Raw genomic sequence first — 23,214 nt, 5'->3', positions numbered from 1 at the left:
AAACAGGTCTTGGACATCCGGGGCGGGACGCCCATTGACTGGAAGTCGCGAATACGGTGCAACGAAAGGATCATCCATGCGGGTCTTTGTGACGGGCGCGAGCGGACACATCGGTTCGGCCGTCGTCGACGAACTCATCCAGGCGGGACACCAGGTCACCGGGCTTGCCCGCTCCGACGAGTCCGCCGCGGCGCTCGAGGCCAAAGGTGTGCGGGTGCACCGGGGCGACCTCGACGACCTCGACGGTCTACAGTCCGCCGCCGCGGCGGCGGACGGTGTCATCCACCTGGCCTTCAAACACGACTTCGACGATTTCGCGGGCGCCGCCGACACCGACCTGCGCGCCGTGCAGGCGATTGGCGAGGTGCTCGTCGGGTCCGACCGCCCCTTCGTCAGTACCTCGGGCACCCTGCTCCTATCGCTGCTGGGGCAGGGCGGTCCGGCCACGGAACAGGACACGCTCCCCGGTGGACCGCGCGTCGACTCCGAGAACGCGGTGATCGCGCTGGCCGACCGCGGGGTGCGCTCCTCCGTGATCCGGCTCTCGCCGTTGGTGCACAGCGATCTCGACCACCACGGCTTCGCACACCACCTCATCGGCACCGCCCGCGAGACCGGAAAGTCCGCGTACATCGGTGACGGCGCTAACCGCTGGCCCGGGGTCCACACCCTGGACGCCGCGCACCTGTACCGGCTAGCGCTCGAAAAGTCCCCTGCCGGAACGCGTTTGCACGGCGTGGCCGACGAGGGCGTGCCATTCCGCGATATCGCCGCCGTGATCGGCCGCCACCTCGAGGTGCCGACGGTCAGCATCCCAGCTGAACAAGCCGGTCATTTCGGCTTCCTTGCGCTCTTCGCCGCACTGGACAATCCGACGTCGAATGCCCTGACCCGCAAGGTGCTGGACTGGAAGCCCGAGGGGCCAGGTCTGCTGGAGGATCTCGATGCCGGCCACTACTTCGGCGAGTGAGCGACACCGTGGCTGACGCGGTCGTCGACGCGACGCGAAAGGCGCTGGGGCCGGTGGGCGTATGCCTGCCGGTCTCGTTCACCGACACACCGTCCGCCCACGCGCTGCGCGAGACCGCGCACAGGCTGGAGCGGGCCGGATACCGCGCAGTCTGGACCAACGAGGTGATCGGCAAGGACGCCCTGGTGCAACTCGGCATGCTCCTGGCCGACACCGAGCGCATGGTGTTCGGCACCTGCATCGCCAACATCTGGGCGCGGCCCGCGCAGACCATGCACGCCGCGGCCGCCCAACTGGCGCAGGCGTATCCGGGTCGGCTCATGCTGGGCATCGGGATCGGATATCCGGAGCAGGCGACGAGCGTCGGCCGGGAATTCGGGCGCCCACTCAGCACGATGCGCGACTACCTGGAAGGGATGAACGCCCCGACGTGGCCGCCCGCGCCGGACGCGCCCTACGCCCGCATCGTCGCCGCCAACGGGCCGAAGATGCTGGCGCTGGCAAGGGATCTCGCCGACGGGGCGCTGCCGGCCGGGCTGCCGCACGAGTTCACCGCCCAGGCGCGCAGCGCGCTCGGACCGGACAAGCTCTTGGTGGTCGGCTTGTCGGTGGTTCGCGACATCCAGGCCGCCCGCGAGTCGGTGTCGGCGAGCCTCGCCGTGCCGTCCTATGCGTCCCGGCTGGCGGGGCTGGGCTACTCGTCGCGCGACATCGACGAAGTCAGCGACCGCCTGGTCAATTCCGCTGTCGCCCATGGCCATCCGGCCAACGTCGCGCGCAGCATCCGCGCACACCTGGCAGCCGGAGCAGACCACGTCACGCTGCTGCCACCGGTCGGCGCCGAATTCAATGCCGCCGTCGATCAACTCGAGGAGCTGGGCCCGGCGGTGGCCGGGCTGGGGGAGCCGGCCGTACCCTGACCCTCGAAGCTACCGAGTAGCTACCTGAACGTGCGGCTGGCCGCACGTTCAGGTTCGAGTGTGCGGCCAGCCGCACATTGGCGGTCGGCTACCGCGACGTGAGTTGCTTCTCCGCATAAAGCCGCGCCCACTCGGCACGCGACCGGATGGACACATCGACGTCGGAAGCCTTGGCGCGCAAAGCTTTAACCGTCGCCTGATCGCGGGGGGTTCGGGCGAACGGATCCCAGGTGAAGAACCGGCAGGCGTTGCCCCAGGTGATCTTGTCGATGTCGGAGTCGTCGGCGCCGGCGGCGTTCAGCTCGGCCAGCACCTGCTCGGGCGCGTCGGGCCAAAAGCAGTCCGAGTGCGGGTAGTCACACTCCCACGCGATGATGTCGATGCCGATCTCGTGGCGCAGTTTCAGTGACGTCTTATCGGTGACGTTGCAGGCCAGCGAGTGTTCGCGGAACACGTCACTGGGCAGCTTGTCGCCGAAGTCGCGGCGCAGCCACTTCTGGTTGGTGTAGTGGCGGTCGCTGCGGTCCAAATAGAAGGGAATCCAACCGATGCCACCTTCGGAGAACGCGAACTTCAGCTCGGGGTAGTTGCGCATCGCGGGACCCCACAACAGATCCTGCGCGCACATTGCCGATACCTGGGTGGCCAGGATGATCATGTTGTCGATCGGCGCGTCGGGGGCCATGCTGATCGCGCCGAACCCGGTGCCGATGTGCAGGCACATCACCACGTTTTCTTCGGACAGCGTCCGGAAGACGGGCCCCCAGTAGTTGTCGTCGTGGTAGCTCGGAAGCCCTTCCAGGTGCGGCAGTTCCGGCATCGTGACGGCCCGGCAGCCCTTGGCGGCGACGCGGCGGATCTCGGCGCACATGCCGTCGGGGGTCCAGGTCGGCAGGATTGCGATCGGGATGAACCGGTCGGGGTAGGAGCCGGCCCACTCGTCGATGTGCCAGTCGTTGTAGGCCGACACCATCACCAGGGTGACGTCTTCGCGCGTCATGTTGAGGTGACGCGCGGAGAAGCCGGTGAAGGTGGGGAAACACATTGACGCGAGGATGCCGTTGCGGTTCATGTCCCGAACCCGTTCATGGACGTCGTAGACGCCCGGTCGCATTTCGGCGAAACCGGCCGGGTCGCGGCCCCATTCGTCGGCCGGCCACGACACCACGGCGTTCAGCCCGCTCACGCCCTGCGGCCTGCCCTGGTACATCCACTGGTCGACGCCCTTGTCGTCGACCATGACGATCGGGGCCTCGTCCTTGTATTTGGCGGGCACATGGCGCAAAAACATGTCCGGCGGCTCGACGACGTGGTCGTCGATGCTCACCAGGGTCAGGTCGTCGACCTTCACGGGATCGGTCCTTCTAGCCGTTGCATTCGGCGGTCGTCTCCAGCAGTCGTGGCACGGGCGCGGGATCCAAATGCAGGGCATCGGACATGTGCAGCTGGCCGGCGTTGGCGATCATGTTGTCCAACACGGCTTGAAGATCGTCGCCTTCGATTTCATAGATCGCGACGTATGGGCCGTTCCCGTCGACCGGACGAAACCGGCGTGCCGAGACGATACCGTCGAGCGTCAGGAGTTCGGGCAGATGCACTTCGTCGTACCAGGTGTTGTACTCCTGCTCGCGGTCTGGCGAGCTCGGCCGGCTTTCGACGTACATGATTCCCTTGGCCATTGCCGCCGCCTCTCTGTGGCTACTCGTAGCGCACCGTGACGGAATCCGTGTCGGGTACGCCCTGGCAGGTCAGAATGTAGCCCTCGGCCACTTCGTCGTCGTCGAGAGCGTCGTTGACCCGCATGGTCGCGTGGCCCTCCTCGAGCCTGGCCATGCAGGTGCCGCAATTGCCCGCCTCGCAACTGAACGGCGGTTCCAGGCCGGCTCGCCGGGCGCTTTCCAGCAGCGTCTCGCCGGGGACCAGCGGGACGGTCGCCTTCTTGCGGTCGAGGTGAATGGTCACCGTGCCGACCTTGGCGCCGGTATCGGATGCGGGATCTGTCACCCGTGGAGTCTCCTCGATGATCGTGGTGACCGTCGCCATGACCGCCCCTCTATATTTGCATTCTTCAGTATAGAGAATACTATTCTCACAGAGCGATAGGGTCTTCTCAAGGCGTTCGGACTGCTGGAAGGAACGGGACGTGACCGAGCCGGCAGCGCTCGTGTTCGAGGAACGGCGGTTGAGCCCGCCGCAACTCGACGCGTTGGCCGACGGGCTGGCTACGACCTTGACGAAACGGGGTGTCGTCGCAGGTCAGCGCGTGGCGGTCATGGCGTCGAACCGGCCCGAGTTTGTGGCCGCCCTGCTCGCGATCTGGCGGCTGGGCGCGACCGCGGTCCTGATCAGCTCCGCATGGAAGCGCGACGAGGTGGACCATGCGCTGGCGATCACCGGCCCCGCCCACGCCGTCGGGGACCATCCGGTGCTGGGCGGCCTGATGCCGATGTTGCACCTGGACGAACCGATCACCCCCGGGGAGCCGATAGCTGGGTCGCCATTGCCGCGCGCCGACGCGGTGCTGGCGTTCAGTTCCGGCACCACCGGTCTGCCGAAGGCCGTGCGCCACACGCACGCGGCGTTACAGGAGGCGGTGGGGCACTGGCGCGCGGCGCTGCAGCTGACGGGACGCGACCGGATTCAGGTCGCCACGCCGCCGTCCCACATCCTCGGCCTGCTCAACATCCTCACCGCGCTGCGGACCGGCGCCCGGCTGCGGCTGCATCCGCGATTCGACATCGACCGGATGCTGCAGACGATCGAGGAAGACCGCATCACGGTCGAAATGGCGGTGGCGCCCATCGCGTTGGCGATCGCCTCGCACCCCGGGCTCGAAACCTACGACCTGTCCTCGCTTCGCTTCATCATGTGGGGGGCAACGCCCGTCAGCCCCAGCGTCGCCGAGACGGTGACCCGGCGGACCGGCATCGGTTGGGTGCCCGCCTACGGCACCACGGAATTGCCCGTCATTGCGTGTAATCCGCTGCAGGGGGCGAGACTTGACTCGGTTGGCCGTCCGGTGCCGGGGGTGGACGTGCGCGTGGTCTCGTTGGAGACCGGCCGGCCCGTCGGCCGGGGAGAGGTCGGCGAGATCCAGGCGCGATCGCTGTCGTTGATGGCCGGCTATCTGCCCGCCGAGGCGACCGCCGAGGCGATCCGCGACGGCTGGTATCGCACCGGGGACGTCGGCTGGCTCGACGGCGCCGGTTGGCTGCGGATCACCGACCGCCTCAAGGAGATGATCAAAGTTCGCGGGTTCCAGGTCGCGCCCGCCGAGATCGAGACGGTGCTACACGGCCACCCGGCCGTCAAGGATTGCGCGGTGTTCGGCGTTCCCGACGGCATCAACGGTGAGGCGATCGTCGCCGCCGTCGCGCCGTGCGCGCCCGTCGACCCGTCCGACCTCACCGCCCGGGTGGACGAGAAGCTAGCGTCCTACAAACACCTGAGCCGCATCGTGTTCGTGGACGACATTCCGCGGCTGCCCTCGGGCAAGGTGCTGCGCCGAGTGCTGAAGGAGTCTTATGGATGTACGTCTGACGGCTGAACAGCAGCAGCTTCGCGACGCCGCCGCCAAGCTGGCCGACGATCTCGGACCCGGAGCCGTTCAGGATCTCGACGACCCGAGCCGAATCGCGCGGCTGGACAAGCAGATCGAAACGACCGGGTGGAGGTCGCTGCGCTCCGACGGTGCCTCTGGTGTCGAAGTGGCCGTCGTCGCAGAGGAATTCGGGCGCCGATTGGTCGACGCACCATTCCTGGGGCCGGTACTGGCCGACGATCTGGCGCGCCACGTCGGTGCCGAAACTGGGGATTCGACCGTAGCGGTGGACGGCCGGGTGATCGACGCCCGCGGCGCCCGGCGGGCCCTGTCGCTCTCCGGCACCACGGTCCTGGCCACCGACGTGGCCGCCGGTCGCGCCGGCGCCGACCTGACCCGCGCCGAGGCCGACGCGGTGGGGTCGCCGATAACTCTGGGCGAGGTGTCGTCCGACGTGGCCGGGCGGTGGCTGGCGCTGGCGCTGGTCACCACGACCGCGGACCTGGTCGGCATCGCGCGCGGCGCGCACGCGGTCGCCTGCGACTACGCGAAAATTCGCGAACAGTACGGCAAGGCGATTGGCTCCTATCAGGCGATCGCACACTTGTTGGCCGAAAGCCTGGCGCTGATCGAAGGTTCGGTGAGCGTGCTGCGCCACGCCGCATGGGCGGTGGACGAGCTCCCGCCGCCCGAGGCGATCAGAGCCGCCCAGATCGCCAAGGTCTACTGCGCGCGTGCGACGCGCACCGTCTGCGAGACGGCGGTTCAGGTGCACGGCGGCATCGGCAACACCTGGGAATGCATCGCCCACGTCTACCTGCGCCGCGCGCTGACATCGACCGAACTGTGGCCCGTCACGTGTAAGGAGATCGACTTTGGACTTTCGTGATTCTCCCGACGAGGCCGCCTTCCGGGAGCGCCTGCGGTCGTGGCTTGCGTTGCACGCCAAGGAGTATTCCGGCTCCGGGGATGAGTACTGGGAACGCATGGCCGACTGGCACCGGGCCCTCTACGACAACGGCTTTTTCGGGCTGTCCTGGCCCCGCGACTACGGCGGCCAGGATCTGGCGCCCGTGTACGACGTCATCGTCGACGAGGAGCTGGTGCGCGCCGGCGCTCCGCCCCGTCCCAGCGTGGGCTATCTGGTTTTCGGCATCGGGCGGCACGGCAGTGACGAGCTGCGGAAGCGCTTCCTGCCCGGCATCATCAACGGCACCGAGCGCTGGTGCCAGGGCTTCAGCGAGCCCGGCGCCGGTTCGGATCTGGCGTCGCTGACTACTACCGCCACCCTCGAGGGCGACACCTATGTGGTGCACGGGCACAAGATTTGGACCAGCTACTCCGATGTCGCGGACTGGTGTCTGCTGTTGGCCCGCACGGATCCCGATGCCAAACGCCACCGCGGTCTATCGGCTTTCGTGCTCAATATGAAACAGCCTGGCGTGCAACAGCGTCCGCTGCGGATGATGAACGGCGTCACCAACGAATTCGGCCAGGTGTTCTTCGACGGCGCCACGGTGCCCGCGGACCGGATGGTCGGCGCCCCCGGCGAGGGCTGGGCCGTTGCCATGACCGTCGTCGGGCACGAGCGTGAGCCCTCGACGCTCGGCTACGCGGCCCGATACGGCAAGCTGGTCCGAAACCTGTTCGCGCGCAACTCGAACGATCAACGACCGGTTCCCGAAGAGCTCGCGTGGGCGGCGGTCGAGTCGGAAATGCTGACCCATCACGTCCGGCGGCGCCTGTCCGAGCAGCTGGACGGCGTCTCGCACGGCCCGGAGGGATCGCTCGACAAGCTGCTGATGACCTGGGTCGAGCAATCGGTGGGGCACGCCGCGCTGGCGGTCGCCGGGACCCGCGATCCGGACCTGCTCAGCGCCTATCTGTACAGTCGCGCGCAGAGCGTGATGGGCGGAACGTCACAGATACAGAAGAACATCATCGCCTCGCGGATCCTGGGATTGGGAGTCTGAATGTACGACATGCCAAGCGAAATCGACGTCCGCGCCGACGGGGCGTTACGGATCATCACGCTGAACCGCCCGGACGACCTCAACGCGGTCAACGACAACCTGCACGTCGGCCTCGCGCGGCTGTGGCAGCGGCTGACCGACGATCCCGGGGCGCGCGCGGCGGTGCTGACCGGCAGCGGCAAGGCGTTTTCGGCCGGCGGAGATTTCGCCTACCTCCAAGAGCTGTCCCAGGACGCCGCCCTGCGCGCCAAGACCATCCGGGACGGACGCGAGATCGTGCTCGGCATGGCGCGATGCCGAATTCCCGTGGTGGCCGCCGTCAATGGGCCGGCCGTCGGCCTGGGCTGCAGCCTTGTCGCGCTGAGCGACATCGTCTACATCGCCGAGAACGCCTTCCTCGCCGACCCGCACGTGCAGGTGGGCCTGGTGGCAGCCGACGGCGGTCCGCTGACCTGGCCGCTGCACATCAGCCTGCTGCTGGCCAAGGAGTACGCGCTGACCGGAACCCGCATCAGCGCGCAGCGCGCCGTCGAGCTGGGACTGGCCAACCACGTGGCGGCCGACCCCGTCGCCGAGGCAATCGCCTGCGCAAAAAAGATTTTGGAATTGCCCCAGCAGGCGGTCGAGAGCACCAAGCGGGTGCTCAACATTCACTTGGAGCGCGCGGTGCTGGCCAGCCTGGACTACGCGCTTTCGGCCGAGCACCAGTCGTTCACCACCGACGACTTCCGGTCCATCGTCGCCAAGCTGAACGCCGGCAAGAACTGATCGCGACGCCCGCGAGCCGAACCGCACCGCGAATTTCGGCCGGTTTTTTCGCAGTGCGGTTAGGCTCGCGGCGCTTCGATCGACCGCAGGAATTCGCGCATCACGCGGTCGAACTTCTCGGGCTCCTCGATGAACGGCATGTGAGCGCTGGACTCGAACAGCTCGAACCGCGAACCCGTTATGCGCCGGTGGATTTCCCATGCGTGTTCCGGCACGCATTCGTCGTACCTGCCCGCGACGACCAGGGTCGGCAACGAGATCTCGGGTAGCCGGTCGAACACATCCCAGCTCCGGATGGTCCCGACGATGTGAAAGTCGCTCGGGCCGAACATCGTCTCGAAGATCTGGGTTCCCATGGTCCGGAACGCGTCCTCGAGGTCCCTGGGCCAGGGCCGCACGCGGCACAGATAGGTTTCATTCCAGGTGCGGATGGCGGCCTGGTATTCGGCGGCATGGGTGGTGCCGGCCGCTTCATGACGGTCGATGGCCGACTGGGTTGCCGGGTCCAGCTCGGATTTCAAGCGCGCCACCATGTTCGAGAACTCGGGTATCGACGCGATGCTGTTGGAGATAGTCAGGCTGCTGGCTCCCGAGGGCACATCGAGCGCAAATTGTTGCGCCAGCATTCCACCCCACGAGTTGCCGAAGATATGGAAGTGGCTCAGCCCCAAGCCCCTTACCACGGCGTCCATCTCGGCAACCGAACGCTCCATCGTCCAAAGTCCCGGGTCGGACGGACAGTCGGAATTCCCGCAGCCGAGCTGGTCCCAGAAGATCACCTCTCGCTCGTCGGCCAACCGTTGCAGCGAGCTCAAGTATTGGTGCGGTAGCCCGGGGCCCCCGTGGACCACGAGCAGTGGGTGACCAGTGCCACCACCGACCCGTTTGAACCACACGTTGCCGCCGGGGACCGCGATCGTCCCTTCAAGCAATGTCGCGTCACCGGTCATGCTCAGCCAAAGCCCCCTGGATCGGGTGTCGAGCCGCTATCTCACCAGCAGTGTAGGCAAGTCATGGCCCGTTGGCTTCGTGCAGCTACATCAGCCGGCGCCAGAATTCGTCGTGGTCCGTTTCGTCTCGGGAAATGCGCGGTGCCACCGCGCCTTTGGGCTGAGCTCCGATGCCTGCCGGATCATTGCGCTGACCGATCGCAAAGCCGATCGCAAGGGCGACACCGGCGAGGGCGACGGCCCACAATGTCGCCATCCACGGCAGGTGCGCGAATGTGTCGCACCAACCCCAAGCGCTTCCGCCGTCCCACATCGTCATTTCGTCGCCTCCCAACGTTCAATGCGTCCGTCCGGATAATACCCATAGGGGGTATATGCGTCAAGCGCTCTGGCAGGATCGCCAACGAGACAGCTTTATCGCTCAGCCCACCGCGCAAGAGGAACGACAATGACCAGCGTCGCCAACCCGGTTCCGCCGCAAGAACTTTCGGGAATCGTCGGACACCGCTTCATCTACACCTACGCCAACGGCTGGCAGTACGAGATGTATGTCAAGAACGCCACCACCATCGACTACCGTATTCATTCCGGACATGTGGGTGGCCGCTGGGTCAAAGGGCAGCAGGTGAACCTGGTCCAACTGGACGACGACAACTACAAAGTCTCCTGGACGGAACCCACCGGCACCTGCGTGGCCGTCAACGTGCTGCCCGCCAAGCGCCGAATCCACGGCGTGATCTTCTTTCCGCAATGGGTACGCATGCACGGCGAGCGAACCGTCTGCTTCCAGAACGAACATCTCGACGAGATGCGCGACTATCGGGACCAAGGTCCGACCTACCCGATCTACGAAGTCCCCGAATTCGCCTACATCACCCTGTTCGAGTACGTCGGGACTGACGACGAGACGGTGATCGACACCGCGCCCGAAGACCTGCCGCCGGGCTGGTCCGACCGCACCGGCTGACGGAGCATTGTTGCAACTCGTACTCTCAGAATGAGAGAATAGGGTTCTCATGAAATGTGCGGGTGGCTTCCGTCCGCATTGCGCTCGCCGAACTGGAGAAACCCGTGCCCGAAGCCGTCATCGTGTCCGCCCTGCGCACCCCCATCGGCACCGCCCGCAAGGGGACGTTGCGCGACACCAGCGCGTTCGACCTCGCCCACCACGTGGTCAGCGAGCCGGCCAGGGATCTCGACCCCGCGCGGGTCGACGACGTGATCCTGGGCGAGGGCCTCTACGGCGGCGGAGTCGTCGCCCGCCATGCGGCCATCACGGCGGGCCTGCCGCATGTGCCGGGCCTGGCCAACAACCGGCACTGCGCGGCCGGCCAGGCGGCGGTGCAGAGCGCGGCGGCAAGCGTGCGGGCCGGGATGGATCAGCTCGTCATCGCAGGCGGCGTGAACTCTGCGTCGACCTCCCCGCGGTCGCGGATACAGGTCGACGGGGAATGGGTCGACTGGTTCCCGCCGACCCACCCGGACCGGCCCGACGCACCGAACATGGACATGTCGATCACCGTGGGCTGGAACGCGGCGGTCAAGGCGGGCGTGAGTCGCGAGGAGATGGACGCGTGGGCGCTGCGGTCGCACCGCAATGCCATCGCCGCGATCGACGAGGGGCGCTTCAAGGAAGAGGTCGTCCCGATCGAGACGCCACACGGGCTGTTCTCGGTCGACGAGCACCCGCGCCGCGACACCACCATGGAGAAGCTGGCCGCGCTCAAGCCGCTGCATCCGGAGATCGAGGGCTTCTCGATCACCGCGGGCAACGCCTGCGGCGCCAACGATGGCGCGGCCGTGCTGACCATCGCGAGCGACGCCCTCGGCCTGCCCGCGCTGGCCACCGTGCGCTCCTGGGCGTCCGTCGGCGTCGATCCGGCCATCACCGGTTTGGCACCCGTCGAAGCCATACCGAAAGCGCTTGCACGGGCGGGGCTTTCGATCTCGGATGTGGACCTGTTCGAAATCAACGAGGCGTTCGCGGCGATGTGCGTGGCCACCATCAAGCTGCTCGACCTGGACCCCGAGAAGGTCAACGTCAACGGTAGCGGCTGCTCGCTGGGACACCCGGTTGCGGCAACCGGGGCCCGAATGCTGGTCACACTGGTGCACGAATTGCGCCGCCGCGGTGGGGGAGTAGCGGTGGCGGCCATGTGCGCGGGCGGTGGAATGGGTTCCGCGACGGTCATCGAGGTCGCTGCGCCATAATGCGCACATGACGATCGCCGACCTGATTGCGGGAGCGCGCAACGGATCTCCGCGCGCGGCGGGTCGGCTGCTCAGCCTCGTCGAAGGCGACCAGCGGGACGAGGTGCTGGCCGGCATCGGGCCGGCAACCGCGGTCGACCTCCGGGTCATCGGCATCACCGGGCCGCCGGGCGCGGGCAAGTCGACGACGGTCGGCGCCCTGGTCGGCGCCTACCGCGAACGCGGGAGCCGGGTCGCCGTGCTGGCCGTGGACCCGTCGTCGCCGTTCAGCGGCGGGGCGCTGCTGGGCGACCGGATCCGAATGACCGCGCATATCAACGACTCCGACGTCCTGATCCGTTCGGTGGCGACCCGCGGTCACATCGGGGGGCTGGCCGCCGCGGTTCCCGCGGCCATCCGGCTGCTGGGCGCCATCGGGTATGACGTGGTGCTGCTGGAGACGGTGGGAGTGGGCCAGTCGGAGATCGAAATCGCCGCCGTCGCCGACCCGACCGTCGTCATCCTCAATCCGGGCGCGGGGGACGCGGTGCAGGCGGCCAAGGCGGGCGTGCTCGAGGTCGCCGACATCGTCGCGGTGAACAAGGCCGACCGGGAGGGCGCCGAACAGACCGTGCGGGATCTGCGCGCCGAGACCAAAGCCCCGATCGTCAGCCTCATCGCCGCCCGCGGCGAGGGCGTCGCCGATCTGGTTTCCGCCATCGAAGACCATCACCGAACCGACAGCCGGCAGCGCCGGTTGGCGCGGGCCCGTGCGCAGATCCTGTCGATGGCGCAGACCCGGCTGCGGACCCAGCCGGGTCTCGACCGGCTCGCGGAGGCGGTGGTCGACGGTCACGACGATCCGTACACGGCGGCCGAGAAGCTGCTTTCTTCCCCGGCGGAACAAGGGGATTAATCACCACGCCCCTTGCCTTGCCGCATCTCGGTGTGTTGCATGAAAACATGACACGTTCCGCCGATGAGTTGGTAACCGAATTCTGCAAGCGCTGGGCATCGCCCGATCCGGACGAGTTGTCGGGCTACTTCACCGAAGACGCCGTCTACCACAACATCCCGATGGATCCGGTGCGGGGCCGCGAGGCGATAAGGGAATTCATCGCGGGGTTCCTCGCCGCGTTCGACGGCATCGACTTCAACGTCCATCGGCAGGTCAGCGACGGCACCCTGGTGATGAACGAACGAACCGACGTGATGCGCCGCAAGGACGGTGGGACGTTCCCGTTGCCGGTGATGGGTGTGTTCGAGGTGCAGGACGACCGGATCGTCGCGTGGCGCGACTACTTCGACATGGCGACCATCACCAGCGCGTTCGGCTAGGGGTCCGAGGACTGGATCACGGCGCGCGCCAGACCTGCTGGGCAACGCGATAGAAGTTCCCGCCAAGGACGGCGTCGATGTCGGGAATGCGCCATCCGCTCCCACGAAGGTGGTCGCCGAGCTCAAGAAAGACCTCGGGCGGCATCCACCGGATCGGTCCCCAGCGGGTGTAGCTGTCATCGAACAGGTGCGGATTGCGCACGACCTCGTCGACGAAATCTGCGAAATCGAAAGAGAAGTCGGTGCTGACGCCGACATGCTCGATGCCGACGAGCTCGACCGCGTACTCGAGGTGCCGCGTCATCGCCTCGAGCGTGGGGGTGTTGGGGCCCAGGAAAATGCCGACGCCGGTGATCCCGATGACGCCGCCGGTGGAAGCGCAGGCCCGGGCCTGGTCGTCGGTGATGTTGCGCTGGTGATCCCAGACCGCGCGCATGCAGGAGTGGCTGTAAATGACTGGGCCGCTGGATACCTCGCACATGTCCAGGCCGGTGCGGGCACTGCAGTGGGATCCGTCCGGAACGACGCCTACGGTGTTCATCTCGGCGACGAGCGAACGGCCCCACGCGGTCAGGCCGCCATCCGTGCCGTCCAGGCAGCCGCTGCCGGCGCGGTTGGCGTGGTTGTAGGTCGGCAGCAGCGTTCGCACACCGAGATTCGTCAACGTCGCCAGGTTGGCGAGCTGACCATCGAGGGGCGCGGAATCCTCCAGGTCGAACGCGACGGCGATCCGACCGGCGCGGCTGATCGCTTCGACCTCAGCAAGATTGGCCGCCAGCTCCAGGTCCGGATGGGCATCGACCGCGGCGCGGTAGTGCCGCAGCAACGCCTTCGCGTCGTCGAAGGTGTGCGGCGCATACCCCGCGTTGACCGACAGGAAGGCGCCGCCGCCGCGCCGGTATCGCGTCAGCGGCTCGACCTCGGCGTCGGTCTGTAAAGGCAGGCAGGTGTGCTGGTCCCACAGGAGTGACATGGCTAGTCGAGCAGCCCCTGCCGCATCGCCTCGGCGACGGCCGCGGCTCGGTCGTTGACCCCGAGCTTCTCGTAGAGACGCTGCACATGGGTTTTGACCGTCGACGGCGCCACGTACAACTCGCTCGCGATCGCGGGGATGCTTTGGCCACGAGCGATCCGACTGAGCACCTCGCGTTCACGCGCGCTGAGGACCGGTCCTGTTGCGGTCGCGCGCTGGCGGATCTCGCCGGCCAGGCCGCCGACGAGCGAGGGTGCCACCACATCGCGACCCTTGGCGCAATCCAGCACGGCCCGGACGATTTCGGTGCGGGTGGAGTCCTTCAGCACGAATCCGGAGGCGCCCTGCTGCAGCGCCTGATACACGATCGCGGGCTCATCGTGGGCGGAAATCAGCAATACGCGCGTCGGCAAGTCGTTGCTACGGACCGCCGCCGCCACCTGCGCGCCGTCCATGCCGGGCATCTTGTAGTCCAGCAACGCGACGTCGGGACGGTGCGCCTTGATCAATTCCAGCGCTGTGGCACCGTCGTCCGCCTCGCCCACGACGTTTACCGAACCGCTCGACGACAGCGCACGCACCACACCCTCACGAAAGAGCGGGTGGTCATCGCCCACGACCACACGCACTTTCTCGGCCGTCGCAGCGCCGACCATGGCGATGAGTTTAAACCGTTCGCGCGAATGAGTGGCTCGCAATAAGGCACCGGTCGTACGGTCTTTTGGTGGCGGTGACTCGCGACGTCGAACTGTATCGGGTGCGCAGGGCCCACCAGTTGCGGTCGTATCGGTTCGCATCGGTGCTTCGGATCGGTGTGGTGGGGCTCATGGTGTTCGCCATGCTCATCGGCACCTACCGGTTCGAATGGGCCGACCAGACGACGCTGATTTTCCTGTATGCGGCGGCGGCGCTGTGCGCTCTGGTGCTGGCGTTTGCCCCCTTCCGCCGCGGGGCCGGGATAGGACGGTTCTCCGAAATAGGCCGGTTTGAGCCGTTTGCGTTCACGGTCATCGACGTCGTGACATTGACGGTCTTTCAATTGCTCTCCACCAACGGGATTTATCCGTTGCTGATCATGACCATGTTGCCAATTCTGGTCGGTCTCGACGTGTCGTCCCGCCGCGCCGGGGTGGTGCTCGCCTTTTCCATGGGTGGGTTCGCCCTCGCGGTGCTCGAAGACCCGGAGATGGTGCACGACATCGGGTGGGCTCAGGCGGCTTTCCGGTTCGTGTTGTTTGGACTCCTCTGTGCCACAGCGTTCGTGGTGGTGCGCATCGAAGAGCGGCACACGCGCTCGGTGGCGGGCCTGAGCGCCTTGCGCGAGGAGCTGCTGGCCCAAACGATGACCGCCTCGGACCTGCTGCACCGCCGGATCGCGGGATCCATTCACGACGGGCCGCTGCAGGACATCCTGGCCGTGCGCCAGGAGATCGTCGAGTTGGATGCGGCCTTCCCCGGCGACGCGCGCGTCGGGCGCGCGCTGACCGGCCTGCAGGATGCCTCGAAGCAACTGCGGCAGGCGACCTTCCAGCTGCACCCCGCCGTTCTCGAACAGGTCGGATTGGCCGCGGCGGTGCAGCAGTTGGCCTCCGACACCGCTCAGCGTTCCGGTATCGACGTCTCCACCGACATCGATTATCCGATCCGCAACGACATCGACCCGATGGTGTTCGGCGCTGTGCGCGAATTGCTTTCCAATGTGGTGCGACACTCGCGGGCGAGCCACGCGTCGGTCACCATCCGAATCACCGACGGCACATGTGTTCTGCAGGTGGAGGATAACGGGGTGGGGCTCAGCAACGAGGCCGTGGCGCGCCGCCTGGCCCAGGGGCACATCGGTTTGGCGTCGCATCGGGCCCGGGTGGAGGCCGCAGGCGGGACGTTCGTCTTCCTCGACTCACCCGCGGGCACCCATGTCCGGGTGCAGCTACCGCTGCGGTAGCCAACCCGCTACTGAAGGTCGACGGATTTCCCGGTCGCGGCCGCATGACCCGCTCGATAGCCGAAAACCATTGCCGGGCCGATGGTTCCACCCGCCCCGCCATAGGCCCGTCCGGTCACGCCGCCCATGGCGTTGCCCGCGGCGAACAGGCCCGGTATCGGGTCGCCGCCGACGTGCAGCACCCGGGCGTCGGCGTCGGTGCGCGGGCCGCCCTTGGTCCCCATGGCGCCGATGGACACCGGCACGGCGTAGTACGGTGCGGTGTCGATCGGGCCGAGCGTCTTGCCGGCGAGCGTGGGGGCGCTGTCGTCTCCCCAGTAGCCGTCGTACGCGCTGGAGCCGCGGCCGAAGTCGGGGTCGGCGCCGGCGGCCACATTCCGGTTCCAATTCTCGATGGTGCGGGCGAGGCCGTCGGCGTCGATGCCGGTCTTGGCGGCCAGCTCGGCGAGATCCGCGGATTCGCAGAACCAGTCCGGAACCGCCTGCCCCGGCTCGACACCCAGGAAGCCATAGCGTTGCAGGTGGACCGAGTCGAACACCATCCATCCGCGGTCGTTGACATACCCGCCGCGCGGGTCAAGGTACTGGAACGCGCCGGCCATCGAGTTGTAGTCGGATGCTTCGTTGACGAACCGACGCCCGGCCGAGTTGACGATGATGCTCCGCGGTCGGGTGCGTTCCAGCCGGACGCTGCGGCTTCGCGGCTTTCCTTCGATGGTGTCGCCCGGGATCTGGACGATCGGTACCCACCAGGCTTCGCCCATGTTGGCCAGATCCGCCCCCTGAGACATCGCCATCCGAAGCCCGTCCCCGGTGTTGTACGGCGGGGAGACGGCGCCGTGCATGGGACCGCGCAGAAATGCTTGGGTGAGAACGGGATCCCATTCGAAGCCGCCGGTTCCCAGGATGACGCCGCGGCGCGCGCGCACCCGGATGGTCTGTCCCGGCAAGGCGATCTGGACTCCGATGATCTCCCCGGCATCGGCGATGAGCTGCTCGGCGCGGGCCCCTACGTGGACCGTCGCGCCGGCCTCCAGCACGCCGTTGAGGAGGCCCGCGATCAGGGCGGCGCCGGCGACGCACAGCTGGCCGGGCTGTTCGTCGGCCGCCGCGTCCAAGCGCGACGCGTGCAACCGCGCCAGCGTCTCGGCGTCAAAACCCACGTTGGAGAAATCGATCGGAAACGCCGTGATCCGGGTTGCCCACTCGCCCAATCGATTCAGGTCGAATGGAGCAGGGATGTGCGATCGTCCGCCGCCCGGCCGTCCGCCGGGCAACTCGGGCCGGTAGTCGGGGAATCCGGTGGCGATCTCGAAGCGCAGCCTGCTGTTGGTCTCGACGAAGTCGAGCATCGCCGGGCCGGTCCGCACGAACGTCTCGACCAGCGCATCGTCCATCGCCCCGAGAGCCTGCGCGCGCAGGTATCGCAACGCGTCCGCGACCGTCAATTCCCCTTCGGGAGAACGGTTATGGGCGGGAATCCACACCACGCCGCCGGACACGGCGGTGGTGCCGCCGACGGTGGCGGCCTTCTCGAAGACCTCCACCGACGCACCGGCCACCGCTGCCGTCAGCGCGGCGGTGAGGCCGGCGCCTCCGCTGCCGAGCACGACGACATCGACTTCACGGTCCCACGACATGGACGGTTATCCCTTCAGCTCAGTGGCTAGCTCAACAGCTCCGACAACTGCTTTGCGGCGGTGATGACCGCGTCCTTGCCGCGCATCACGACGTCCTCACGGTGCGAGATGAGGTTGATGCAGGTCGGCGGGGACGGCGCGGGACGGTTGACCGGGACGGCCAAACCGTAGGTGTTCGGCTCGATCTCGCCGTAGGTGATCACCCAGCCGCACTCGCGAGTTTTCGCCACCAGTTCTCGCTCGCCCGGGCGCGGCGGCATGTTCGCAAGCAAGGCGATTCCCGCGGCGCCGCGGTCCAAGGGATAGCGACTGCCCTCGTGAAAGGACAGTTGATAGGCGACATGACTGGGCACGATCACCGCGACCGCCACCTGCTGATCGCCCTCGGCGATGAGCAGCGACACGGTGGTGCTCAGGTCGTCCGCCAGTGCGCGCAGGATCGGCAGGCTGACCTGTCTTACGTTGCGATCGAACGACGCGCCGAGCACCGCCAGGCCGGCCGCGGGCCGGTAACGCCCGTCGTCTCCCTTGGCCACCAACCGAAAGTCGGTGAGCGTGCCAAGCAGTCGATAGGCGATGGTGCGATGCACCCCGAGCTGGTCGGCCAGTTGCTGCATGGTGAGCCCGTTCGGGGAATCGGCGACCAGCTGCAGCGCCGTGAGCCCCCTGGCCAGCGTCTGGGAGCCCGTCATGACCTTGACAGACCTTCGTGGGAGAGCGAAGCTCTATAGATAGCGCACATCAGTGTGCGATATTAGCACACGGCATAGGCCAAAGACGAGAACGAAATTTCCGACTACCAGCAGGCGTGAGAGGAACCGTGGCGGAATTCGAGAGCATATGGAGCGATCTCCAGGGTGTTGCGTTTTCGCAGGGCTACCTCCATGCCGGGGGAGTGCGCACCCGCTACCTGCGCGCCGGGGATTCGGGCAAGCCGGTGCTGGTGTTCTTGCACGGATCGGGTGGCCACGCGGAGGCATACGTTCGGAACCTGGCCGCGCACGCCGAGCATTTCTGGACGTGGTCCATCGACATGCTGGGCCACGGCTACACCGACAAACCGGGTCACCCGCTGGAGGTCGGTCACTACGTCGACCACTTGCTGGAGGTGCTGCGCGCCATCGGTGTCGATCGCGCCAGCCTGAGCGGTGAATCCCTCGGCGGCTGGGTGGCGGCGCGCGCCGCCATCGACCATCCCGACGCGGTCGACCGACTGGTCCTCAACACCGCCGGCGGCTCGCAGGCCGATCCGGTGGTGATGCAGCGGATCATCACGCTGTCGATGGCGGCCGCCGAGAACCCGACCTGGGAAACGGTGCAGGCGCGGATCAAATGGCTGATGGCCGACAAGTCCAAGGACTACGATGACCTGGTCGCCAGCCGCCAACGGGTATACCGCCAACCGGGATTCGTCGACGCCATGCGCGACATCATGGCATTGCAGGATCCCGAGATCCGGGCCCGCAACATCATCTCTCCGGACGAATACGGCTCGATCACCGCGCCGACGCTGGTGCTCTGGACCAGTGACGACCCGACCGCCGACGTGACCGAGGGCCGGCGCATCGCGTCGATGATTCCCAACGCGCGCTTCGAGCTGATGCCAGGCTGCGGCCACTGGCCGCAGTACGAGGACGCCAAGACCTTCAACCGCCTGCATCTCGACTTCCTGCTGGGTCGGTGATGGTCGCCGTGGAGCGGGACGCACCGGTCGACGTCGAGGTCCTCCTCGTCGGTGCCGGCCCGGTGGGGCTGACGCTCGCCAATATCCTTGGCCTGCAAGGCGTCCGCACGCTGGTGGTCGACGAACGGGACACGCTCATCGACTATCCACGCGGAGTCGGGCTGGACGACGAGGGGCTGCGCACCTTCCAGTCGATCGGCCTGGTCGACCGCATCCTGCCGCACACCGTCCCGAACCAGATCCTTCGCTTCGTCGACGCCAAGCGTCGCGTGCTCGCCGAAATGGCACCTCCCGATGCGCGGTTCGGCTGGCCGAAGCGCAACGGGTTCGTGCAGCCGCTCGTCGACGCCGAATTGCTGCGCGGTCTGGACAGGTTCCCCCACGTCGAGGTGCGGTGGCAACGCCCCATGACGGCCTGCCGGCAGGACGGCGACGCGGTCACCGTCGAGCTGGGCGGCGACGGCGGCGCATCCACGACGCGGGCCCGCTACGTCGTCGGCTGCGACGGCGGCCGCAGCATGACCCGGCGCATGATGGGCGTGTCGTTCGACGGGACGACCTCCTCGACGCGCTGGCTGGTGGTCGACGTCGCCAACGATCCGCTCGGCCACCCGAACAGTGAGGTGGGAGCCGACCCCGAACGCCCCTACGCCTCCATCTCGATCGCGCACGGAATTCGCCGCTTCGAGTTCATGATTCACGGCGACGAGTCCGACGAGCAGGCCGAGGATCCGGCGTTTCTGCGGCAGATGCTGTCGCGGATGGTGCCGCACCCCGACCAGGTCGACGTGATCCGGCGCCGCGTCTATACCCATCACTCGCGGATCGCCGGGGCGTTCCGTTCGGGCCGGCTGCTGTTGGCCGGGGACGCCGCGCACCTGATGCCGGTGTGGCAGGGGCAGGGCTACAACAGCGGGATTCGCGATGCGTTCAATCTGGGCTGGAAGCTCGCCGCGGTGGTGCGCGGCCTGGCCGACGACGCACTGCTGGATACCTACGACATCGAGCGCCGCAAGCACGCGCGGGCGATGATCGACCTGTCCACAATGGTCGGCCGCGCGATCTCCCCGACCAACCGCCGGGTGGCCGGTCTGCGGGATGTCCTGGTGCGCTCGGCGTCAATTGTGCCTTCGCTCAAGCGGTATGTGCTGGAGATGCGGTTCAAGCCGATGCCGCGTTACGACCAGGGGGCCGTCGCGCACACGGAGCCCGGCCGGGCCGACTCGCCGGTCGGCACGCTGTTCATCCAGCCCCGGGTCGACACCCGTACCAAGCAGGATGTGTTGCTGGACGACGTGCTGGGCAACTGGCTGGCCGTGGTGTGCTGGAACAACAACCCGCGCAAGATTCTCGGGGACGAGGCGTTCGAGAGTTGGAAAGCCTTGGGCGCGAAGTTCTTTGCGGCACGCCCGCTGACCCAGCTGCACTGGGATGGCCATGACGACCCTGACGTCGTGATCGTCGGGGACCGTAACGGGGGGCTGAAGGCGTGGTTCGACACCCATCAGGAATCGGTGTTATTCCTGCGGCCCGACCGGTGCATCGCCGGTGCATGCATCGCCCAGCGCGCGCCCGAGCTGAGCGCCCGCCTTTTCGACGCGCTCGCTCTCAAGCCGGGAGGGGGTGATTTGCCAAGTGACACTGGCTCTGTGCTGTATGTCGCACAGCCCACTGCTGAATCTTCCGGGGCCGTCGCGGGACCTGCTTGACGACATCGAAGGCGCGATCGCGAAGGCACGAGACTTCGTGCAGGAATACCGGCCCGATGTCGTCGTGACGTTCTCCCCGGACCACTACAACGGGTTCTTCTACAAGGTGATGCCGCCGTTCTGCATCGGCACCAGCGCCAACGGCGTCGGGGACTACGGCACCTACGCCGGGCCGCTGGACGTCCCGGAAGACCTTGCCAACGAATGCGCCAAAGCCGTTCTGGGCGCCGGGGTCGACGTGGCCGTGTCGGCCAGCATGGACGTCGATCATGGCACCGTGCAGCCGCTGGAAAAGCTTCTCGGCCACGCCACTGCGCGCCCGGTGATCCCGATCTTCCTCAACGCGGTCGCCGCGCCGCTGGGGCCGCTGCACCGGTGCCGGGCGCTGGGCACCGCGGTTGGTAACTACCTGGCCGCCTTGGACAAGCGGGTGCTGCTGTTGGGGTCCGGGGGACTCTCCCACAGCCCGCCGGTGCCGACGCTGGCGACCGCGGCCGCCCCAGTGCTGGAGCGGATCGTGCATGGCAGGCCGATGACGCCGGAGCAGCGGCAGGCCCGGCAGCTCGCCGTGATCGACGCAGCCAAGACTTTCGCGGCCGGCGAGAGTGCTCTCCAACCGCTCAACCCGGCGTGGGACCACCGATTCCTCGAGATCATCGACAGCGGAAGGCTTTCCGAGCTCGATCAATGGTCGAACTCGTTTATCGCCCACGAGGGCGGCAGCTCCGCCCAGGAGATCAGGACGTGGGTGGCGGCGTTTGCGGCCCTGGAGGCCGTCGGGGCGTACCGGACGACGCTGCAGTACTACAAACCGGCTCCCGAACTGATCGCCGGTTTCGCCATCCGGACGGCAGTGCCGCAATGACTTCTTCGTTGCCCGGCGCCCCGGACGTCTTCGACCACATCGTCGACGTGCTCGTCGTTGGCTCCGGCGGCGGCGGCATGACCGCGGCGCTGACCGCGCACGCGTCGGGGCTGGACGCCCTGGTGGTGGAGAAGTCCTCCCACTTCGGTGGCTCCACTGCCCTTTCGGGCGGGGGCATCTGGGTTCCCGGAGCACCGGCGCAGCGCAGGGAGGGCTACGCGCCGCCGCCCGAAGGGGTGGTCGAGTACCTCCGGCAGATCACCGACGGTCTGGTCGACGAGGCACGGATACGCCAGTACGTCGATTCGGCGCCGCGGATGCTGGAGTTCCTGGAGAATCTTTCCGGCTGGTTCGAGTTCGTCTGGAAGCCGGGGTATGCAGATTACTACCCGGAGCTGCCCGGCGGCTCTGAGCTTGGGAGCACGATCAATGTGCCGCCCATCGACCTGCGCAGGCTGGGCCCCGACGAGCAAAAGCTGCTGGCGCCGTTGGCGCTCGCGCCGAAGGGAATCTGGCTGGGTCCCAAGGAGCTTCGGACCTTCTACCGGATCAGACAGTCCTGGGCCGGCAAGGGCGTGCTGTTGAAGTTGATTGCGCGGATGGTCCGGGCCAGAGTGTTCGGTGAGCGGATGGCGGCGATCGGCCAGTCGTTGGCCGCCCGGCTCAGGCTGGCGATGCGGGAACGCGGTGTCCCGCTGTGGCTGGACTCGCCGATGGTCGAATTGCTCACCGACGCGGGCGGCGCGGTGACCGGGGTCGTGGTGGAGCGCGACGGCGCCACCCAGCGGGTCGGCGCGCGGCGGGGGGTCATCCTGGCCTCGGGCGGCTTCGACCACGACCTCGCCTGGCGCAAGGAACAGTTGCCGGTCATCGAGCAGGATTGGAGCTTCGGCAACCCCGCCGCCATGGGCGACGGCATCCGCGCGGGCGAGAAGGTGGGCGCCGCAACCGAACTACTTGACGAGGCGTGGTGGTTCCCGGCGATCCAATGGCCGGACGGCCGAATGCAATTCATGCTCAACGAGCGGATGATGCCCGCACAGTTCATCGTCAACGGCGACGGGAAACGCTTCATCAACGAGGCGGCGCCCTACATGGACTTCGGCCACGCCATGATCGACGGCCAGAGGTCGGGGGTGACCCACATCCCGTGCTGGCTCATCACCGATCGCCGGTCGTGGAATCGCTATGTCATCGGCGGCCATCTCCCGATCCCGAAGATCCCCGGCGCGCCGGTACCCACCGGCCGCAAGGTTCCCGCCGCCTGGCTGGAATCGGGCGTGGTCAAAGCGGCCATGACGTGGGACGAAATGGCCGCCAAGATAGGAGTGCCGGCACGTCAGCTTTCCGAAACCGCAAGCCGCTTCAACGAACTCGCGCGCAAAGGCCACGACGACGATTTCAACCGCGGCGACAGCGTCTACGACAATTACTACGGCGATCCGACCTTGCCCAACCCGAACCTGTATCCGTTGGGCAAGCCGCCGTACTACGCATTCCGAATCGTCCTGGGCGACCTGGGTACCTCGGGTGGCCTGCGTGTCGACGAACATGCCCGCGTGCTGCGGCCCGACGGCACCGTGGTGCCGGGGCTCTACGCGGTGGGCAACACGTCCGCCCCGGTCATGGGCCGCAGCTATGCCGGTGCCGGGGCGACCATCGGCCCGGCCATGACGTTCGGCTACGTCGCCGCCAAACACATTGCGGCCCAGCCTGACAAACAGACCCCTTAACTCATATGGGAGGTAATC

General features: G+C 67.2%; 23 protein-coding genes and 1 pseudogene. 15 read left to right on the top strand and 9 right to left on the bottom strand.

The window, feature by feature from the left end; translation table 11 throughout:
• Positions 1 to 76 precede the first annotated feature (76 nt).
• Both N415_RS07745 and N415_RS07740 read left to right on the top strand, forming a co-directional pair.
• Positions 77 to 970, top strand: coding sequence for an SDR family oxidoreductase (locus N415_RS07745; RefSeq protein ID WP_068179164.1), 894 nt, complete (start codon positions 77 to 79; stop codon positions 968 to 970).
• 8 nt (positions 971 to 978) lie between these two features.
• The gene (locus tag N415_RS07740) at positions 979 to 1,890 is read left to right on the top strand and encodes an LLM class flavin-dependent oxidoreductase (protein ID WP_239645468.1); all 912 of its coding nucleotides are present in this window, start codon (positions 979 to 981) and stop codon (positions 1,888 to 1,890) included.
• An 88-nt stretch (positions 1,891 to 1,978) separates the two neighbouring features.
• Here N415_RS07740 and N415_RS07735 read toward each other — a convergent pair whose 3' ends face one another.
• From N415_RS07735 to N415_RS07725, 3 genes are read right to left on the bottom strand one after another with little or no spacing between them, the layout of a single operon-like run.
• Positions 1,979 to 3,241, bottom strand: coding sequence for an amidohydrolase family protein (locus N415_RS07735; protein WP_068179158.1), 1,263 nt, complete (start codon positions 3,239 to 3,241; stop codon positions 1,979 to 1,981).
• Between the two features lie 13 nt (positions 3,242 to 3,254).
• The gene (locus N415_RS07730; protein ID WP_068179154.1) at positions 3,255 to 3,569 is read right to left on the bottom strand and encodes a DUF4286 family protein; all 315 of its coding nucleotides are present in this window, start codon (positions 3,567 to 3,569) and stop codon (positions 3,255 to 3,257) included.
• Positions 3,570 to 3,588: 19 nt separating this feature from the next.
• Complete coding sequence (locus tag N415_RS07725) at positions 3,589 to 3,933, bottom strand: 2Fe-2S iron-sulfur cluster-binding protein (RefSeq protein ID WP_068128388.1); 345 nt, start codon at positions 3,931 to 3,933, stop codon at positions 3,589 to 3,591.
• A 100-nt stretch (positions 3,934 to 4,033) separates the two neighbouring features.
• Between N415_RS07725 and N415_RS07720 the strand changes: the two genes are divergently transcribed.
• The 4 genes from N415_RS07720 to N415_RS07705 are packed head-to-tail and all read left to right on the top strand — an operon-like array spanning position 4,034 to position 8,172.
• A complete protein-coding gene (locus N415_RS07720; RefSeq protein WP_068179151.1) occupies positions 4,034 to 5,437 on the top strand; it encodes a class I adenylate-forming enzyme family protein in 1,404 nt (467 codons plus the stop codon).
• Positions 5,415 to 6,320 carry an acyl-CoA dehydrogenase family protein gene (locus tag N415_RS07715; RefSeq protein WP_068179147.1) on the top strand — a complete coding sequence of 302 codons (906 nt, stop codon included), beginning with the start codon at positions 5,415 to 5,417 and terminating at the stop codon, positions 6,318 to 6,320. Before N415_RS07720 ends, N415_RS07715 begins: the two co-directional genes overlap by 23 nt.
• On the top strand, positions 6,307 to 7,404 hold the full coding sequence (locus tag N415_RS07710; RefSeq protein ID WP_068179144.1) for an acyl-CoA dehydrogenase family protein: 1,098 nt from the start codon (positions 6,307 to 6,309) through the stop codon (positions 7,402 to 7,404). Before N415_RS07715 ends, N415_RS07710 begins: the two co-directional genes overlap by 14 nt.
• The gene (locus N415_RS07705; RefSeq protein ID WP_068179141.1) at positions 7,405 to 8,172 is read left to right on the top strand and encodes an enoyl-CoA hydratase/isomerase family protein; all 768 of its coding nucleotides are present in this window, start codon (positions 7,405 to 7,407) and stop codon (positions 8,170 to 8,172) included.
• A gap of 59 nt (positions 8,173 to 8,231) precedes the next feature.
• Here N415_RS07705 and N415_RS07700 read toward each other — a convergent pair whose 3' ends face one another.
• Together N415_RS07700 and N415_RS07695 are read right to left on the bottom strand one after the other, a co-directional pair.
• The gene (locus N415_RS07700) at positions 8,232 to 9,122 is read right to left on the bottom strand and encodes a proline iminopeptidase-family hydrolase (RefSeq protein WP_068179138.1); all 891 of its coding nucleotides are present in this window, start codon (positions 9,120 to 9,122) and stop codon (positions 8,232 to 8,234) included.
• Positions 9,123 to 9,207: 85 nt separating this feature from the next.
• Positions 9,208 to 9,441, bottom strand: coding sequence for a hypothetical protein (locus N415_RS07695; RefSeq protein ID WP_068179136.1), 234 nt, complete (start codon positions 9,439 to 9,441; stop codon positions 9,208 to 9,210).
• A 129-nt stretch (positions 9,442 to 9,570) separates the two neighbouring features.
• On the opposite strand from N415_RS07695, the gene N415_RS07690 reads away from it, so the two are divergent.
• The 4 genes from N415_RS07690 (at position 9,571) to N415_RS07675 (ending at position 12,650) form a co-directional block, all read left to right on the top strand.
• Complete coding sequence (locus N415_RS07690; protein ID WP_068179133.1) at positions 9,571 to 10,089, top strand: phenolic acid decarboxylase; 519 nt, start codon at positions 9,571 to 9,573, stop codon at positions 10,087 to 10,089.
• A gap of 104 nt (positions 10,090 to 10,193) precedes the next feature.
• A complete protein-coding gene (locus N415_RS07685) occupies positions 10,194 to 11,333 on the top strand; it encodes a thiolase family protein (RefSeq protein WP_068179413.1) in 1,140 nt (379 codons plus the stop codon).
• Between the two features lie 7 nt (positions 11,334 to 11,340).
• Positions 11,341 to 12,228 (top strand): methylmalonyl Co-A mutase-associated GTPase MeaB, encoded by an 888-nt coding sequence (gene meaB / locus N415_RS07680; protein WP_068179130.1) that lies wholly within the window; start codon positions 11,341 to 11,343, stop codon positions 12,226 to 12,228.
• 47 nt (positions 12,229 to 12,275) lie between these two features.
• Entirely contained in the window at positions 12,276 to 12,650 is a 375-nt protein-coding gene (locus tag N415_RS07675; protein ID WP_068179410.1) for a limonene-1,2-epoxide hydrolase family protein, read from the top strand.
• A 16-nt stretch (positions 12,651 to 12,666) separates the two neighbouring features.
• On the opposite strand, the gene N415_RS07670 is transcribed toward N415_RS07675, so the two are convergent.
• Positions 12,667 to 13,623 carry a membrane dipeptidase gene (locus N415_RS07670; protein WP_068179127.1) on the bottom strand — a complete coding sequence of 319 codons (957 nt, stop codon included), beginning with the start codon at positions 13,621 to 13,623 and terminating at the stop codon, positions 12,667 to 12,669.
• A gap of 2 nt (positions 13,624 to 13,625) precedes the next feature.
• Positions 13,626 to 14,279: a response regulator transcription factor gene (locus N415_RS07665; RefSeq protein ID WP_068179124.1), complete on the bottom strand. Its 654-nt coding sequence runs from the start codon at positions 14,277 to 14,279 to the stop codon at positions 13,626 to 13,628.
• 68 nt (positions 14,280 to 14,347) lie between these two features.
• Here N415_RS07665 and N415_RS07660 point away from each other — a divergent pair, with 68 nt between their 5' ends.
• The gene (locus N415_RS07660) at positions 14,348 to 15,565 is read left to right on the top strand and encodes a sensor histidine kinase (RefSeq protein ID WP_068179121.1); all 1,218 of its coding nucleotides are present in this window, start codon (positions 14,348 to 14,350) and stop codon (positions 15,563 to 15,565) included.
• 8 nt (positions 15,566 to 15,573) lie between these two features.
• Here the strand turns inward: N415_RS07660 and N415_RS07655 are convergent, their stop codons facing one another.
• Both N415_RS07655 and N415_RS07650 read right to left on the bottom strand, forming a co-directional pair.
• Complete coding sequence (locus N415_RS07655; protein ID WP_068179118.1) at positions 15,574 to 17,205, bottom strand: FAD-dependent oxidoreductase; 1,632 nt, start codon at positions 17,203 to 17,205, stop codon at positions 15,574 to 15,576.
• A 26-nt stretch (positions 17,206 to 17,231) separates the two neighbouring features.
• Positions 17,232 to 17,897: a helix-turn-helix domain-containing protein gene (locus N415_RS07650; protein WP_068179115.1), complete on the bottom strand. Its 666-nt coding sequence runs from the start codon at positions 17,895 to 17,897 to the stop codon at positions 17,232 to 17,234.
• A gap of 128 nt (positions 17,898 to 18,025) precedes the next feature.
• On the opposite strand from N415_RS07650, the gene N415_RS07645 reads away from it, so the two are divergent.
• The 4 genes and pseudogenes from N415_RS07645 to N415_RS07630 all read left to right on the top strand — a co-directional run bounded on the left by N415_RS07645 (position 18,026) and on the right by N415_RS07630 (position 23,212).
• Positions 18,026 to 18,889, top strand: coding sequence for an alpha/beta hydrolase (locus N415_RS07645; protein WP_068179112.1), 864 nt, complete (start codon positions 18,026 to 18,028; stop codon positions 18,887 to 18,889).
• The gene (locus N415_RS07640) at positions 18,889 to 20,598 is read left to right on the top strand and encodes a bifunctional 3-(3-hydroxy-phenyl)propionate/3-hydroxycinnamic acid hydroxylase (protein ID WP_068179109.1); all 1,710 of its coding nucleotides are present in this window, start codon (positions 18,889 to 18,891) and stop codon (positions 20,596 to 20,598) included. The genes N415_RS07645 and N415_RS07640 overlap by 1 nt, the downstream gene beginning before the upstream one ends.
• Complete coding sequence (locus N415_RS07635; protein WP_068179106.1) at positions 20,546 to 21,463, top strand: 3-carboxyethylcatechol 2,3-dioxygenase; 918 nt, start codon at positions 20,546 to 20,548, stop codon at positions 21,461 to 21,463. Before N415_RS07640 ends, N415_RS07635 begins: the two co-directional genes overlap by 53 nt.
• Positions 21,460 to 23,212: pseudogene (locus N415_RS07630) on the top strand (FAD-binding protein). Before N415_RS07635 ends, N415_RS07630 begins: the two are co-directional and overlap by 4 nt.
• Positions 23,213 to 23,214: the final 2 nt, after the last annotated feature.

It is taken from the genome of Mycobacterium sp. UM_CSW, assembly GCF_000455205.1.
Classification (GTDB): Bacteria; Actinomycetota; Actinomycetes; order Mycobacteriales; family Mycobacteriaceae; genus Mycobacterium.
The sequence above is the reverse complement of the archived record's forward strand: the minus strand, read 5'-3'. Positions and strand labels throughout refer to the sequence as shown.